The sequence below is a fragment of the Actinorugispora endophytica genome, from assembly GCF_004363075.1.
GTDB classification, from domain to species: Bacteria; Actinomycetota; Actinomycetes; order Streptosporangiales; family Streptosporangiaceae; genus Actinorugispora; species Actinorugispora endophytica.
On the sequence record NZ_SNYN01000007.1, the window covers coordinates 16,875 to 30,564 of the forward strand.

Here is a 13,690-nt window from a genome sequence, read left to right on the forward strand (position 1 = left end):
TCGGTGGCCTCGCCCCTTCCGGGCCCCTGGGGAGGCTCCGGCGCGGGGGTGTTTCGGGCCCTGTCGGAGCAGGGTCCACTCGAGACCTCGAGGGCCGGTCCCACCCCACCCGGAACGATCATGGGCTTTCCGCCCTTCAAGGCCCCGAAACGGGCAGAAAGCCCACAACCGTCAACGGAACCCTCACGCAACGGACATCATGGGCACGGCCCCGGCCCCCGGCCCCCGCCCGCCGTCGCCGCCCGCCGTCACCTCGCGATCCGCACGGCAGGAGGCCGAAAGGCCCCCCGAAGCACCGGTACAAGAACCACCCCCGCGCCGGAGGCTCCCTCCCGCTCCCGGCCCCCGGCAGGGCCGCGATCACCAGGAGAACCGGGGTGCCAGTACCAGCCTTCGGAAGAACCGCGCCTGGTCGACGGTCAGCGACCGGTGGGACGGGGAGAAGTCCGCCGCGACCGCCTCGTCCCCGCCTGCCGACAGGCCCGCCAGGCCGTCGTCCGAGCGCAGGAGCCGGACCATCGCGCCGATGTCCGGCGGGGGCCCCGCTGTGACGGCGTTCGCCGCGGCCAGCCGCAGCACCAGGGGGAGGTGCCCGCAGACCTCGGCCAGCTCCGCCGCGGCCTCCGGTTCGGCCGCCACCGCGTCCGCTCCGAGAAGGCGCGCCAGGAGTTCGACGGAGTGGCCGGGGCTCAGGGCGCCGAGCGGGACGGGGCGGGCGCCGTGCCGCGCAGTGAGTCCGGCGAGCCGGCGCCTGCTGGTGACGAGCACCGTGCTTCCGCTGTGGCCCGGCAGCAGCGGGGCCACCTGGTCGGCGGTCGCGGCGTTGTCCAGGACCACGCAGATCCGCCGCCCCGCCAGCCGCGACCGGTAGAACCTGGCCAGCTCCCCGGTGTCGCGGGGCAGGTTCCGCGGGTCGCTTCCCAGCCCCCGCAGCAGCGCGCGCAGCGCTGTCGCGGGTTCCATGGGGGCGTGCCGGGCGCTGAACCCGCGCAGGTCGATGTAGAGCTGCCCGTCGGGGAAGCGGTCCACGACCGAGTGCGCCCAGTGCAGGGCGAGGGCGGTCTTGCCGACCCCGGCCGCCCCGCTGACCACCCAGATCTTCGGCCCCTCGCCCGGGTCCCGCTCGGCCTGGCCGAGAGAGGCGTCCAGGAGGTCCAGCTCCGCCCGGCGGGCGACGAACCCGGGGATGTCGTGCGGCAGCTCGGCCGGACAGACGACAGACGTCCGATCATGGGCTCTCCCCTGCCCCACCGCCGCGACTCCGCCCCTGAGGATGCACCGCTGGAGTTCCTGGACCGACTCCCCCGGTTCGATCCCCAGCTCCTCGGCGAGCCGGGTCCGGAGCGAGGCGTACACCTCCAGCGCCTCGGCGGTGCGGTCGGCGCGGTGCAGGGCGAGCATCAGATGGCCGCAGAGCCGCTCCCGGTGCGGGAACTCCCCCAGGAGCTGGCGCAGCTCGCCGACGACCTCGACGCCCCGGCCGCGTGCCAGCTCGGCGTCGTAGAGCTCCTCCACGGCCGCGGCCCGCAGGTCGTCCAGCGCGGGGCGGCCGATGTCGGCGAGGGCCGGTTCCACCCCGCCCAGGGCCGGGCCGGTCCACAGCGCCAGGGCGTCGCGCAGCGCCGTGATCGCGGTGTCGACCCGGCCCGCCTCCCGGGCCTCGCGCGCCTGGCCCGCCAGCGACTCGAACCGGTCGCGGTCGACCTCGCCGGGGCGCGTCAGGATCGTGTAGCCCGGAGGGCGGCGCAGGATCGTCTGCCTGCCGAGCAGGGACCGCAGTTCGGACACGTGCACCTGGAGTTGCGCGCGGGCCTTGGCGGGCGGCCGGTCGCCCCAGGTCCGGTCGATGAGGTCCTCGTCGGTGACGACCTGGTTGGCCCTCATGAGCAGCGCCGCCAGCACGGTGCGCCGTTTGGGGCCTCCCACGTGCAGGACGCGTTCGGCGTCGCGCACCTCGACCCCGCCGAGAATCCGGTACCGCATCGGAACCCAGCCCCGTACCACCGCGCTCCCCTCGTTCGAAGGTCCCTCGGCCCAAGGGAAAAACGCTGACAGTATGGCACCAGTCAACGGACTGTGACAGACATACCGCGCGGAAAGTCCAATACGAGCACAATTGTCGTCACCCAGGGGTCACACCGGCCTCGTTGCGCACTCCCGCACCACACGGACCGCGAACGCCGGCGGCGCGGCGCGCGGACACCGTGCCGGTGGCCGCGCGCCGCGCCGGATTCCCCTGCGGGGCTCAGCCGCAGTTGGTGGCGCCCCGCTCCGCGAGCGTGCCGGAGATCTCGCCGACCCAGTCCATGCAGGAGTCCGCGCCGTAGACGTAGACCGGTCCCGCGTACGTGGTGTAGTTGCCCACGTCGGACTTCCACGCGCCGCTGGGGCTCGTGGCCAGCCACACGCCCATCCGCACCGCGCTCCCGGAGCTGTTGCGCACGGTGACGGCGCAGTTGTAGCCGTTGGAGCTGTTGTAGGTCAGGAACACGGTCCCCTTGCTCCCGATGGCCGCCGAGTTGACGACGGCGTAGCCCTCGCCGCACGCCCCGTTGTAGGCCGCGGCCGACGCCGGGGCCGCCACCGCCAGCGATCCCGCCGCCGCGGCGCCCGCCACCAGACCGACCGCCGCCAGCTTCTTCATGAGCCTCATGTCCGTGCACACCTCCGCGGGAGGCGCCGCCCCGTGCGGCGCGCGGACGAAACCGTCTCAGGGGGCGCTTCGAATCGGCTTCGGATCTCCTTGCCCCGGGCTTCCCGCCGCCCGGGCGGAAGGGCGCGCGCGTCCGGCGCGTCGGTGGAACCCCTGGTGGGGCAATCATCCCGTCTCCATTGCGCCAAGCGTGAATCTTCCGGGATTTCCCGGGCAGTCCAGGAGTAACCGAGACAGACGCAGGAGGTACAGCATGGAGATCGGTGGCGGTTTCTTCGGCACCATTATCAGCGCCCTCGTCGTCGGCCTGATCGTCGGTGCGCTCGGACGGCTGATCGTTCCGGGCAAGCAGGACATCCCCATCTGGCTGACGATCGTGATCGGTATCGTCGCCGCTCTGATCGGAACCGCGATCATGGCGAGCTTCACCGGGTCCTTCTGGTTGACCCTGATCGTCCAGTTGATCCTGGCCGCGATCGGTGTGTACCTCGTCGCGATGATGCGCGGTGGGGGTCGCCGCCAGAGCCACGCCTGACGTCCGCCCACACGGACGAGGAGCCCGCGCCGGAACGGCGCGGGCTCCCTTCGCTTCGTCGGGCCGTGCTTCCCCCGGGGTCAGGCCGGCAGGGTCCACCTCTGGCCCTGGCCGCCGTGGCAGTGCCAGATGATCAGCTTGTTGCCGTCGGTCAGGTTGCCGTTGTAGGCGTCCAGGCACTTGCCGGACTGCGGGTTGCGCAGCGACCGGTCCGCGCTGGAGTAGACCCACTTCTGGGCCCCGGTGCCGTTGCAGTCCCACAACTGGACGCGGGCCCCGGCCTCGACGCTGCCGCTCTCCACGTCCATGCACTTGCCGAAGGCGCGGAGCGTGCCGTCGGCCGCCACGGTCCAGTTCTGGGCCTGGTTGTTGTTGCAGTGGGCGAGCTGGATGGTGGTGCCGCTGGCGGTGTTCGCCCCGGCCACGTCCACGCAGATGCCGTTGGGCGCGGTGATGCGGCCGGTCCCGCCGGGGGTTCCGCCGGTGCCGCCGTCGTAGACCCGCACGTAGTCCACGAGCATCTGCTGCGGGAACTGCGTGGAGCCGTCGGGGTAGCCCGGCCACTGGCCGCCGACCGCGACGTTCAGGATCATGAAGAAGGGGTGGTCGTAGACCCACTGGTTGCCGCGCACGTCGGCGGGGGTGAAGGTCTGGTAGGGGACGTCGTCGACGTACCAGGTGATGGAGTCGGGCGTCCAGTCCACGGCGAAGGTGTGGAAGTCGTCGGCGAACGACCAGCCCTGCGGGTGCATGTAGGAGCCGGTGACACCGTTGCCGCCGGAGTAGCCGGGGCCGTGCAGGCTGCCGTGGACCAGGTGGGGTTCGCGGCCGATGTTCTCCATGATGTCGATCTCGCCCGAGTTCGGCCACTGGGTCTCGGGGAAGTTGTCGCCCAGCATCCAGAACGCGGGCCAGATGCCCTGGCCGCGCGGGAGCTTGATGCGGGCCTCGTACCGGCCGTAGGCCCGCTCGAACTTGTCCTTGGTGATCATCCTGGCCGAGGTGTACGAGCCGTCGCCCTCCCGCCTGGCGGTGATGACGAGGTTGCCGTTGCCGTCGAGCGCGGAGTTCGCCCTGCTCGTGGTGTAGTTCTGGAGCTCGGCGTTGCCCCAGCCGTGGGCCCCGGTCTCGTGCGTCCACTTGCTCGCGTCCGGGGCGCTCCCCGCGGAGCCGTTGAACTCGTCCTGCCACACCAGCTGCCCCTCGGCCGCCACCGGTGTGACCTCCACGGCCTCGGGCGCGGGGGCGTCCGGGGCGCCCACCGCCACGAGGCCCGCCGCGGCGAGGGCCGCCAGGGACAGCGACGCGGACCAGAGCCCGCGCGCGACGCTTCGGGATCTTCTTCGGCTCATTCAGATCTCCTGATCTGGGCCTCGCGGTCCGCGCGCGGCACTGGGGCCACAACGGGGTGACACGGTCCGCCAGGCTCGGGTGGAGGGTTACGGCGGGCGGGCCTTCTCCGCCGTACGCGCGGAGGCCGCGTACGAACGGAGCGGACTCGTCCCGTCAGGTGTTGACAACTGGGAGCTCTCCCGTCACCCTTCGAATTGGAAAGTGACTTTACTTTTTACCTGTTCCTAACACAAGCCTTCGGAGGGCCCAACCTGGCGGCGCTCCCGGGCGCGCCTCCCCACCGCCAAGGCCCCGGAGCCAGGAGCGAAAAACCCTCGTCCTTCGTTCGACCGTCCGGGAGGAACGACGTCCGAGCACGAAGGAGCGGCCCATGCCGAACGAAGCCTGGACCCGCCGGCCGCTTCCCGACCGGAGCGGCACGGTCGCCGTGGTGACCGGCGCGAACTCCGGACTCGGCCTGGCCACCGCGCACAAGCTCGCCGAGGCGGGCGCGCACGTCGTGATGGCCTCGCGGGACGAGGACAGGGGGCGCGCGGCCGTCCGGGACGTCCTTCGACAGGTCCCCGGGGCCTCGGTGGAACCGGGGCTCCTGGACCTGGCCGACCTCTCCTCGGTCCGCGCCTTCGCCGAACGCCTCCCGCACGACCGCCTGGACCTGCTGGTGAACAACGCCGGGGTGATGGACATCCCGCTGCGGCGCACGGCCGACGGCTTCGAGGCGCAGTTCGGCACCAACCACCTGGGCCACTTCGCGCTCACCGGCCTGCTGCTGCCCGCGCTGCTGGCCGCCCGGGGGACCGCGCGGGTGGTGACCGTCAGCAGCGGCATGCACAGCATCGGCCGGATCGTCCCGGACGACCTCAACTGGGAGCGGCGCCCCTACCGCCCGATGCGCGCCTACGGGCAGTCCAAGCTCGCGAACCTGCTGTTCACCGCCGGACTCGACCGCCGCGCCGCCGAAGCGGGGGCCGACCTGCTGAGCCTGGCCGCGCATCCCGGCTACGCGGCCACCAACCTCCAGGCCGTCGGGGCCCGGGAACGCGGTTCACGGCTGCGCGCGCTCGTGGCCGGGGCCGGGAACCGGCTGTTCGCGCAGAGCGCCCTGGCCGGGGCCTGGCCCGGCCTGCACGCCGCGACGGCGCCCGATGTGCAGGGCGGCGACTACTTCGGGCCGCGCCGGGGCCACGCCGGTCCGCCCGCCAGGGCCTCCCGGTCCGCCGCCGCCTCCGACCGGGCGACCGCCCGCCTCCTGTGGCACGCGTCCGAGGAGTTGACCACGGTCAGGTACGACTTCACCCCTGTCGGTACCTGACTCGCCCCCGGAAACCGGAAAGAAATACCCGTTTCGGGCATGTGGCGCGCATTGTCGTTTCCCCGCTGGGTAGCCCGTTCCTCGTACCAGCACGAGGCTACGGATGGTGGTGCGAATGAGAGACGACGACTTCTTCCCGATCCGGGCGGCACGGACCTTTCCCGGAACGGCCGACAGGTGCGGGGAGGCGCGGGCCTGGATCCGCGGGCTGCTGCACCCTTTTCCACACGCCCGCGACGCGGTGGAGCTCGTGGCCAGCGAACTCTTCGCCAACGCGGTGCGGCACACGGCGTCGGGGGAGCCCGGGGGTGAGATCGAGGTGACCCTGACCCTGAGCGGCGAGGACCCCGAGACCCTCCGCCTGGAGGTCGTGGACCAGGGACCGGGCAACAGCGTTCCCAAGCAGGCCGCCCGCGCCATACTGCCCGGGGCCGACGCCCAGAACGGGCGCGGGCTCTTCATCGCCTCGATCCTGTCCCGCGCGTGGGGCCGCTTCCCCGCCGACCACCGCCGGTCCGGCCTCGAACGGGGGCATCCGGACTCGATGGTCACCTGGGCGGAGTTCTGCACCCACCGGGACATGGAGATGGCCGGGAACCCGTAACGGGTCCCGGCCATCCCCCTTTCCGCGGCCTCACCGGCATCCCTGCGGCGTCCGAAGGAGGGACCTGCTCGATGATCTCGACGTTATCGCCCCAAAAAAAGGGATTTGGAACGATAACGCCACGATCATCAACGGAGCCCTCGTGAAACGGACATCGCGGGCGCGGCCTCGGCCTGGCCGTCACCACGGCCGGCATTCTCCTCCGGAGAAGTCATGGGCACACCCCCCTTTCCCGGCTCTGTCCTGCCTGCTCCCAGCACACCGTGCCGGATGGGAGGAGAGACCCCGGACGACCCGCACGGCCGTACACGACGTCGAACGCGGGAGACGGCCGTCTCCTCACTTCAGGGGTCAACCCCTGGGCGGCGCGGCGCTCGTGGTGAAGTCGGCCCAGGTGACCATCGGTCCGGTGTAGTCATCGGGGCTGCGGTCGAAGATCCCATAGGAACCGTCAGCGGGGGTGCGGCCCCACTCGCGGGCCAGTGCGGCGGTGAGGAACAGGCCGCAGCCGCCGGGACGGCCGGGGTCGGGGAGCATGACCCGGGCCGCCGTGCGGGGGCGGTCGGTGCGCGGTCCCTGGTCCACGACCTCCAGGTGCAGGGTTCCGTAGACCAGGCCGACCAGGCTGACGAAGACCTCGCCGCCCGCCTGACCCGACGCGGTGTGGGCGAGCGCGTTGCTGAAGAACTCACTCACCACCAGCTCCACCGCCTCGATGACGTCGTGGAACGGTGCGACGAGCGCGCGGGTCCAGGACCGGGCGGCGGCGCACTCCTCGGCGAGGCCGGGGAAGGTGCGGCTCTCCTTGAGCGTGTAGATGGAGAACGCCTCCACGGTCACGCCACCACCCTGAGGGCTCCGCGCGGCTGCGGACGGCGGGCGGCCGGCCCGCGCCGCCGTCCCCTGTCGGAGCCGCTGAGGACGCGCGCGGCCGCTTCGACGGAGTCGGCGGCGGCCTGCCCGTTCCTCCCCCAGAGGAACGACCAGGCGCTTCCGGTCTGTACGGCCACCACGGCGGTCATCCCGCCGCCGTCCCGCGTGACGTAGAGAACGGGGTGGTCGGTGCCGGACAGCGCGATCAGCGCCCGGCATCCCCGCTCCCGAAGCCCGACAGCAAGCCGTTCGAGCAGGGAGCGCCTGGTGAGCCCCCGCGAGTGTCCACCAGAGTCAAAAGTTCCGTTGGAAGACATGCGTGCTTCCTCCTAGAAGTCAGGGTCGCTACATCTTCAGCTAGAATTAGCTGAGCATATATTCTCGACATAGTCTAGATATTCTTGAACCTTGTGGATCTCTCGCGTCGTTCCAGCTCTTGGTGCCACCAGGCTCAAAGCACCGCTTGTCGCTAGGCTCGTGTCACTTCAGGGAGAGTAGGGAGTCCGATGAGTGCGGATCAGCCAACGGTGACCAGTCGTGGCCTGGGAGCAGAACTGCGCTCGCTTCGCAAAGAGCGCAGGCTCAGCAGCACCAAGATCGCCGAGCAGCTCGGCTGGGTGCAGTCGAAGATCTCCAAGATCGAAACAGGCAAGCAGAAAGTCACTCCGACAGACGTCGCATCGCTGCTCGCTGTCTACGGTGTGACCGGCCACGAGCGCGACCGGATGATCATCAAGGCCGAAAACGCCGGTGAACTCGGCTTGTGGGAGAAGCAGGGCGGAATGTCGCGGGACTCCCACACCCTGATCCAGCTGGAGGCCGAAGCAACCAGCATCTTCAACCTTGAGCCGTTGGTTCTCCCCGGCCTGCTGCAAACTCCTGACTACACTCGCGCGCTGATGAAGTCCGGGAACATCCCCGAGAGCGACGTGGAAGTCAGAGTCGCTGCCCGGTTGGGCCGCCAGGCGATCCTGAGCCGTGATGACGCGCCAGCGGTCGAGTTCGTCATCGACGAAGGAGTCCTCCGCAGACTGATGGTCCCGGCGAAGCCGATGGCCCGTCAGCTCCGTCACGTAGTCGAGACGAGTGAGCGGCCGAACGTCACCGTCAGGGTTCTCCCCCTCAGCTTGGGAGGGCACAGCGGTCTTGACGGCTCGTTCATGCTGCTCGACTTCGCCAGGCAGAAACCCGTGGTCCACGTCGAGCACAAGATCTCAGCCCTCTTCCTGGAGGAACCACATGAGATCGAGGTCTACCGCTCAGAGGTCGCTAACCTGAGAGAGATTACGCTGAAGCCAGCCGCTTCAGTCGATTTCATCTCAGCCATAGCAAGAGAACTTGATCAGGAATGAGGGTGCCGGAGATGAACGCGCCGACACCGCAGCACACCGACTGGCGCAAAAGCTCCTACAGCGGAACGAACACCAACTGCGTCGAGTGCGCCCGCCTCCCCCGCTCCGCCACCGCCGTCCGGGACTCCAAGCACCCCGACGCCGGACACCTGGCCTTCACCGCCGCCGAGTGGTCCGCCTTCCTCGCCACCGCGCGGAAACACGCCCTCTAGGCACCCGCCTCACCGAAACGAGTCCTTCCGATCAGCCATGACAAGAGAACTCGATCAGGAATGAGGACGGCGGAGATGAACGCGCCAACACCGCAGCACACCGACTGGCGCAAAAGCTCCTACAGCGGCACCAACGCCAACTGCGTCGAGTGCGCCCGCCTCCCCCGCTCCACCACCGCCGTCCGGGACTCCAAGCACCCCGACGCCGGACACCTGGCCTTCACCGCCGCCGAGTGGTCCGCCTTCCTCGCCACCGCGCGGAAACACGCCCTCTAGGGAACCTCCGGTGCGGGGGCGTTCGGGGCTCTGTCGGGTCGGGGTCCGCTCGGGGCCTGTTACAGCGGGCGGCGACGGCGGGCGGGGGCCGGAGACCCGCGCGTCCCCACCGGATGTCCGTGACACGGCGGTTCGAGTGCCGGTCCCGCCCCCGCTCGGAATGATCTTGGGCTTTCTGCCCTTCCCGGCCCCGAAACGGGCAGAAAGCCCAAGACCGTCAACGAAACCCCACACACAACGGTCATCGTGGACGCGGCCGCGACCCTCACCCGCCGTCGCTGCCCGCCGTGACCTCGCGATCCGCGTGGCGTGAGGCCGAAAAGGCCCCCGAAGCATCGGTGCCCGAATTCACCACCGCGACGCGCCCTGCCGGGGGCCGTCCCGCCGGTGACGGGTAGAGTCGCGGCGCGGCGGGGCCGTCGGGTTCCGTTCGGGTGTTCCACGGTGGGAGTGAGCGATGCAGGACCGGCTTCCCGGACCCGTGCGCTGGGCGCGGATCCTGATGTTCGTGATCGCGGGGCTGGCGTTCGCCTCGGCCGCCGTGGTGTTCGTCCAGAACGGGCCGGCGGCGGCGCTGGACGCCCTGGTGTTCGCCGCCCCGTCCGGGGCGGCCCAGCTGCTCCTCGGCCTGCTCGTGCGCAGGAGGGGCCCGGCCGTGTTCACCGCCGTCCTGATCGTCCAGGCGGTCTCCATCGCCTCCACGCTGCTCTCGCCCAGCCCGGCGGCGTCGCTGACCCAGCTCCTCCTGCCCGCCGTGGTCGTCGGGCTGGCGCTGAGCCGGACCTCCCGGGACTACTTCCTGCGCTCCTGACCGGGATCCGGCCGCGCGGCGCATCCCCCGGTGCGGAATCCCCGGTTTGTGTAGGGTCTGACCCACAACGCGATGAGACCGCTGCTTCCCCCTCCTTGAAGAAGGACTCCATGGGTCACCGAGAATTCATCGTTCCCGCAGACCAGAGCTTCGTCGACCACATCGGGGTCGCTCCCGACCGCACACCGGGAGGCGACGAGGTCGCCAGCATCACCCTCGACACCCCCGCCGGGGAGAACGTCTGCTTCTCCTACGACGTCCCCAACGGCTCGATCGCCCTGCGCGTCTCCCGGGGGACCGAGACCCTGCTCTCCCTCTACCGCGAGGGCGCCACCCTGCTGTCCCTGGAGCCGCGCGACTCCGGGTGCGTGCTGCACGTGGACTTCGCGCGCGCCGACTGCGTCGGGAAACTGAACATCGAGACCAGCCCGCAGTTCAAGATGAGCGACCAGCTGCTCTGGACCTGACCGGCCCCGTCAGCGGTCGTCCCGGTCGCCCCCGCCGGGGGCGAAGTCGTCGTCGGGCGGGCCCTCCAGGTCCGAGCGGTCCTCCGTGTCGCCGTCGGCGGGGACCGACGTGGGAACCCCCGTTCCCGTGACCTTGCGCCCCCGCGCGCGGTCGCGGTCCGACGCCTGCGGTTCGTCGTCGTCCCGCAGCACCGGCGCGAAGAAGCGGTCGCGCTCCCGCTCGGTCCCGCGCTCCGGTGTCTCGGACACGCCGCTCCTCCCGTCTCCGTGAAAAGGAAAGCGGGCGGTGGTATATCCCCCCGAAAACCACCGCCCGCTGCCATCCCCCGCTAGGGATCCTGACCTGGGAATCCCGTCCCAAACATCACGCGCGAAAAACTTCCTTCCGGCGGACGCGGCGCCCGCCGTCCCGGTCACCGGCGCAGCGACTTGGCCAGCGCGACCGCCTCCAACTGGGACTGCACGTTGAGCTTGGCCAGGATCGACCGGATCTGGGAACGGACCGTGGAGATGGAGACGAACGACTCCTGGGCGATCACGGTCGCCCGCTTGCCCTCCTCCAGCGCGCTCAGGACCTGGCGCTCGCGCCTGGTCAGCCGGCCGAGCACCTGCTCGCCGGAGCGCCGCTCGGCCTGGACCGCGCGGTACTCGGCCAGGAGCCGCTCCCGCTCGTTGACGTCCATCACCGGGCGGCCCGCGAAGCCGTCCAGGATGGTGTAGATCAGGTCGTCGAAGGGCACGGCCTTGGACAGCCAGCCCGCCGCCCCCGCGGCGACCGCCGCGGCGACGCGCTGGCGGTCGGTGCTCCCCGTCAGGATCAGCACCGTCCAGCCGTCGGCGGAGAGCCCCCTCGCCAGGGTGGTCCCGTCCATGGGCCTGCCGTCGGCGTCGGCGCCCAGGTCCAGGTCGAGCAGGACGAGAGCGGGCCGCAGCCGCGCGGCCAGGGACCGGACCTCCTCCGCCGCGAGGGACTTGGCGCGCACCGCGTTGATGCCGCGCCCCCGGAGCGTCACCTCGACGGAGGTGCTGAAGAGCACGTGGTCATCGACGATGAGCACGGCGGGGGAGGTCTGGTGGTCAGGTGTCGGCATCGCCGCTCCCGGTACTCGTGGAGATGGTGGACGTGGCTGCCCCCGCGCGCGTCCGGGCCGGCAGGTCGATGACGACGAGGCAGCCGGGACCGTCGAGGCCGGACGACTCCAACCGCAGCCGGCCGCCGTGCTCCACGACCAGATCGTGGCACACGTGCAGCCCGATCCCGTCGCCGACCGAACCCGCGCCCTTGACCCCGCGCCGCAGCATCTCCCGCTCCTGCCCCGCGGGGATTCCCGGGCCGTCGTCCCGCACCTCGATACGGGCCGTGTCGCCGGTCCGGTACGCCTTCACCCGCACGCGCGCGCCGGGGGCGTGGCGCTCGCAGTTGGCCAGGACGTTGCTGAGGACCTGCGCGACGACGTTCGGCGGCACGCCGGCGGCCAGGTCGCCGTCCGCCGAGAGGGCGATCCGGACTCCGTTGTTGGTCCAGATCCTCACCGAGTGCTCCAGCAGCGGCTTGATCCTGACCGGTTCGCTCCTCGGGCGCGCGGACTCGGACGACAGCATGGAGCGCATCCGGTCCAGCTCCGCGGACAGCGCGGCGCGCAGGGCCGCGCGGTCGGCCGGGTCCCCGGGGTCGTCCGACGTGAGCAGCCGCACCGCCCCGTCCACACCGGCCAGGGCGTTGCGGAGCTCGTGCGCCTGCACCGACATGCGCTCGCGCGCCTCGACGGCCTCGGACTCGGCCTCGGCGAGCCGCTCCCGGTCGCCTTCGAGCCGCTGGTACGTCCGGTAGGCGACCCGGAGCACGGCGACGATGATGAGGCCGAGGCCGACCAGCCGCATCCCGGGGTTCAGCAGCGGCGAGGACAGCAGCGGGTCGCCCACCACGAACGCGGAGAGGTGCCCGAGGACGATGGCGGTCTCACCGACCCCCATCCACACCAGCAGGCGCCGGCGCCGCAGCAGGCCGGAGAGGAGGGTGATCACTCCGACGTTCAGCCACAGCGTCGAGGTGCTGTAGACGAGAGCGGGCGAGCTGACGACCGAGTAGGCGGTCTCGGGGAAGAACCCGGCGGCCGTGCCCCCGGCCGCCGCGCACCCCAGCGTCACGAGCAGGGCGCGCAACCCGGTGGAGGGCGCGCGCAGGCCGCGCACGGGCCACGGCCTCGGCCGGTCGAAGGTGGCCACCGCGAGCAGGAGCAGGACGACCACCGCGAGCGTCGCGATGTGCCGGACCGACGCCACGACGATGGTGTCCACGGTGTTCGGGGCCCCCGCGGTCCCCGCGGCCGTGGCCGGGACGACGATCAGGCCGCAGACCATCATGGCGGCCGAGATCCTGCGCAGGGCGGGCCGGTCGGCGAGCCGGGCGACCGCCTCGGCGGCCAGTCCGGCCGCGACCGCGACCGCCGCCGAGGACATCGCCAGGGCCGACCGGACCCCCTGGGACGGCGTGACCCAGCGCTCCAGGTGGTCCAGGCCGAACGCGACGGCGACGACCACGACCAGCAGGACGGCCGATTCCAGGACGAGTTTGCGCACGGAGGAGCTGTCCTTCAGCGAGACGGGGGGTTCTGGGCACGGTTCACCGGGGGGTCTCCTCGCTCTTCCGGTCGGTCTTCCTCCCGGGACCGCCGCCCGGCTTCTCGTCGTCATCGTCGCTCAGGGCGATGCCGAGAAGCCAGACGCCGAAGACGAACAGCAGTCCCGCGAGCACGTAGAGGGTCGTCGGCCCCTGGGTCATGGCCTGCTGGGCGTAGCCGAAGTAGGGGATGTGGTACCAGACCCGGCCGCGGACATCGGCGGCGGGGACCGGCGGTTCGTCGGGGACCGTGTTGGCGTCGCCCTTGGTGTGGAAGAGCGCGCCGTCCTCGGTCTCCTCGATGCCGATGACGCGGTGGGTCACCAGCGGCGAGGTCTCCGGGTCGAACATCTCGGTCTCCGCCGGGTCGCCGTGCGTGAACGTGATGACGTCGCGCACCTCCACCTCGGCGGGATCGACCGGACCGGCGACCACGACCGCGCCCACCGGAATCGAGGGCTCCATGCTGCCGCTGAGCACGATCAGCGCCTGCGCGCCGGTCACGCGCGGCAGGACCGAGACCGAGAAGACGACGGCCAGCGCGACGAGCACGAAAATCGCCACGACGACCCGAAATGACGCGGAGAGAATGCGGAGGATTACCGACCGCGCCTTGCGGCGG

At 71.2% G+C, this 13,690-nt stretch carries 17 protein-coding genes; 8 read left to right on the forward strand and 9 right to left on the reverse strand.

The features are described 5' to 3' along the window. Window positions 1-360 precede the first annotated feature (360 nt). Together EV190_RS11615 and EV190_RS11620 are read right to left on the reverse strand one after the other, a co-directional pair. Complete coding sequence (locus EV190_RS11615; protein ID WP_133741544.1) at window positions 361-1,983, reverse strand: AfsR/SARP family transcriptional regulator; 1,623 nt, start codon at window positions 1,981-1,983, stop codon at window positions 361-363. A 262-nt stretch (window positions 1,984-2,245) separates the two neighbouring features. Beyond that, window positions 2,246-2,653 (reverse strand): spore-associated protein A, encoded by a 408-nt coding sequence (locus tag EV190_RS11620; protein WP_166655444.1) that lies wholly within the window; start codon window positions 2,651-2,653, stop codon window positions 2,246-2,248. A gap of 253 nt (window positions 2,654-2,906) precedes the next feature. Here EV190_RS11620 and EV190_RS11625 point away from each other — a divergent pair, with 253 nt between their 5' ends. Then, a complete protein-coding gene (locus EV190_RS11625; protein WP_133741545.1) occupies window positions 2,907-3,188 on the forward strand; it encodes a GlsB/YeaQ/YmgE family stress response membrane protein in 282 nt (93 codons plus the stop codon). A gap of 80 nt (window positions 3,189-3,268) precedes the next feature. On the opposite strand, the gene EV190_RS11630 is transcribed toward EV190_RS11625, so the two are convergent. Beyond that, the gene (locus EV190_RS11630) at window positions 3,269-4,540 is read right to left on the reverse strand and encodes a glycoside hydrolase family 16 protein (RefSeq protein WP_133741546.1); all 1,272 of its coding nucleotides are present in this window, start codon (window positions 4,538-4,540) and stop codon (window positions 3,269-3,271) included. Window positions 4,541-4,911: 371 nt separating this feature from the next. On the opposite strand from EV190_RS11630, the gene EV190_RS11635 reads away from it, so the two are divergent. Then, window positions 4,912-5,853, forward strand: coding sequence for an oxidoreductase (locus EV190_RS11635; protein ID WP_133741547.1), 942 nt, complete (start codon window positions 4,912-4,914; stop codon window positions 5,851-5,853). Window positions 5,854-5,968: 115 nt separating this feature from the next. After that, complete coding sequence (locus EV190_RS11640) at window positions 5,969-6,457, forward strand: ATP-binding protein (RefSeq protein ID WP_133741548.1); 489 nt, start codon at window positions 5,969-5,971, stop codon at window positions 6,455-6,457. Between the two features lie 351 nt (window positions 6,458-6,808). Here the strand turns inward: EV190_RS11640 and EV190_RS11645 are convergent, their stop codons facing one another. Both EV190_RS11645 and EV190_RS24060 read right to left on the reverse strand, forming a co-directional pair. Continuing rightward, a complete protein-coding gene (locus EV190_RS11645; RefSeq protein ID WP_243742515.1) occupies window positions 6,809-7,297 on the reverse strand; it encodes an ATP-binding protein in 489 nt (162 codons plus the stop codon). Then, window positions 7,294-7,647, reverse strand: a complete 354-nt coding sequence (locus tag EV190_RS24060) for a hypothetical protein (RefSeq protein WP_243742516.1) — start codon at window positions 7,645-7,647, stop codon at window positions 7,294-7,296. The genes EV190_RS11645 and EV190_RS24060 overlap by 4 nt, the downstream gene beginning before the upstream one ends. Window positions 7,648-7,836: 189 nt before the next feature. Between EV190_RS24060 and EV190_RS11650 the strand changes: the two genes are divergently transcribed. The 5 genes from EV190_RS11650 to EV190_RS11670 all read left to right on the forward strand — a co-directional run bounded on the left by EV190_RS11650 (window position 7,837) and on the right by EV190_RS11670 (window position 10,448). Next, window positions 7,837-8,682 (forward strand): helix-turn-helix domain-containing protein, encoded by an 846-nt coding sequence (locus EV190_RS11650; protein WP_133741550.1) that lies wholly within the window; start codon window positions 7,837-7,839, stop codon window positions 8,680-8,682. A gap of 11 nt (window positions 8,683-8,693) precedes the next feature. Further along, window positions 8,694-8,894: a DUF397 domain-containing protein gene (locus tag EV190_RS11655; protein WP_133741551.1), complete on the forward strand. Its 201-nt coding sequence runs from the start codon at window positions 8,694-8,696 to the stop codon at window positions 8,892-8,894. Window positions 8,895-8,969: 75 nt separating this feature from the next. Next, window positions 8,970-9,170, forward strand: coding sequence for a DUF397 domain-containing protein (locus tag EV190_RS11660; protein ID WP_133741552.1), 201 nt, complete (start codon window positions 8,970-8,972; stop codon window positions 9,168-9,170). A gap of 457 nt (window positions 9,171-9,627) precedes the next feature. Then, window positions 9,628-9,981: a hypothetical protein gene (locus tag EV190_RS11665; RefSeq protein WP_133741553.1), complete on the forward strand. Its 354-nt coding sequence runs from the start codon at window positions 9,628-9,630 to the stop codon at window positions 9,979-9,981. 110 nt (window positions 9,982-10,091) lie between these two features. Next, window positions 10,092-10,448 carry a hypothetical protein gene (locus tag EV190_RS11670; RefSeq protein ID WP_133741554.1) on the forward strand — a complete coding sequence of 119 codons (357 nt, stop codon included), beginning with the start codon at window positions 10,092-10,094 and terminating at the stop codon, window positions 10,446-10,448. A 9-nt stretch (window positions 10,449-10,457) separates the two neighbouring features. Here the strand turns inward: EV190_RS11670 and EV190_RS11675 are convergent, their stop codons facing one another. The 4 genes from EV190_RS11675 to EV190_RS11690 form a co-directional block, all read right to left on the reverse strand. Continuing rightward, window positions 10,458-10,697: a hypothetical protein gene (locus tag EV190_RS11675; RefSeq protein ID WP_133741555.1), complete on the reverse strand. Its 240-nt coding sequence runs from the start codon at window positions 10,695-10,697 to the stop codon at window positions 10,458-10,460. 164 nt (window positions 10,698-10,861) lie between these two features. Beyond that, window positions 10,862-11,539: a LuxR C-terminal-related transcriptional regulator gene (locus EV190_RS11680; RefSeq protein ID WP_133741556.1), complete on the reverse strand. Its 678-nt coding sequence runs from the start codon at window positions 11,537-11,539 to the stop codon at window positions 10,862-10,864. Continuing rightward, a complete protein-coding gene (locus EV190_RS11685; RefSeq protein ID WP_133741557.1) occupies window positions 11,526-13,028 on the reverse strand; it encodes a sensor histidine kinase in 1,503 nt (500 codons plus the stop codon). The genes EV190_RS11680 and EV190_RS11685 overlap by 14 nt, the downstream gene beginning before the upstream one ends. 43 nt (window positions 13,029-13,071) lie before the next feature. Next, window positions 13,072-13,632, reverse strand: a complete 561-nt coding sequence (locus EV190_RS11690; RefSeq protein WP_243742517.1) for a signal peptidase I — start codon at window positions 13,630-13,632, stop codon at window positions 13,072-13,074. Window positions 13,633-13,690 lie beyond the last annotated feature (58 nt).

What these genes read in the sequence shown, in the direction of transcription:
- EV190_RS11615 (WP_133741544.1), bottom strand. Translation starts at nt 1,983, where the DNA reads ATGCGGTACCGGATTCTCGGCGGGGTCGAGGTGCGCGACGCCGAACGC.
- EV190_RS11620 (WP_166655444.1), bottom strand. Translation starts at nt 2,653, where the DNA reads ATGAGGCTCATGAAGAAGCTGGCGGCGGTCGGTCTGGTGGCGGGCGCC.
- EV190_RS11625 (WP_133741545.1), top strand. Translation starts at nt 2,907, where the DNA reads ATGGAGATCGGTGGCGGTTTCTTCGGCACCATTATCAGCGCCCTCGTC.
- EV190_RS11630 (WP_133741546.1), bottom strand. Translation starts at nt 4,540, where the DNA reads ATGAGCCGAAGAAGATCCCGAAGCGTCGCGCGCGGGCTCTGGTCCGCG.
- EV190_RS11635 (WP_133741547.1), top strand. Translation starts at nt 4,912, where the DNA reads ATGCCGAACGAAGCCTGGACCCGCCGGCCGCTTCCCGACCGGAGCGGC.
- EV190_RS11640 (WP_133741548.1), top strand. Translation starts at nt 5,969, where the DNA reads ATGAGAGACGACGACTTCTTCCCGATCCGGGCGGCACGGACCTTTCCC.
- EV190_RS24060 (WP_243742516.1), bottom strand. Translation starts at nt 7,647, where the DNA reads ATGTCTTCCAACGGAACTTTTGACTCTGGTGGACACTCGCGGGGGCTC.
- EV190_RS11650 (WP_133741550.1), top strand. Translation starts at nt 7,837, where the DNA reads ATGAGTGCGGATCAGCCAACGGTGACCAGTCGTGGCCTGGGAGCAGAA.
- EV190_RS11655 (WP_133741551.1), top strand. Translation starts at nt 8,694, where the DNA reads ATGAACGCGCCGACACCGCAGCACACCGACTGGCGCAAAAGCTCCTAC.
- EV190_RS11660 (WP_133741552.1), top strand. Translation starts at nt 8,970, where the DNA reads ATGAACGCGCCAACACCGCAGCACACCGACTGGCGCAAAAGCTCCTAC.
- EV190_RS11665 (WP_133741553.1), top strand. Translation starts at nt 9,628, where the DNA reads ATGCAGGACCGGCTTCCCGGACCCGTGCGCTGGGCGCGGATCCTGATG.
- EV190_RS11670 (WP_133741554.1), top strand. Translation starts at nt 10,092, where the DNA reads ATGGGTCACCGAGAATTCATCGTTCCCGCAGACCAGAGCTTCGTCGAC.
- EV190_RS11680 (WP_133741556.1), bottom strand. Translation starts at nt 11,539, where the DNA reads ATGCCGACACCTGACCACCAGACCTCCCCCGCCGTGCTCATCGTCGAT.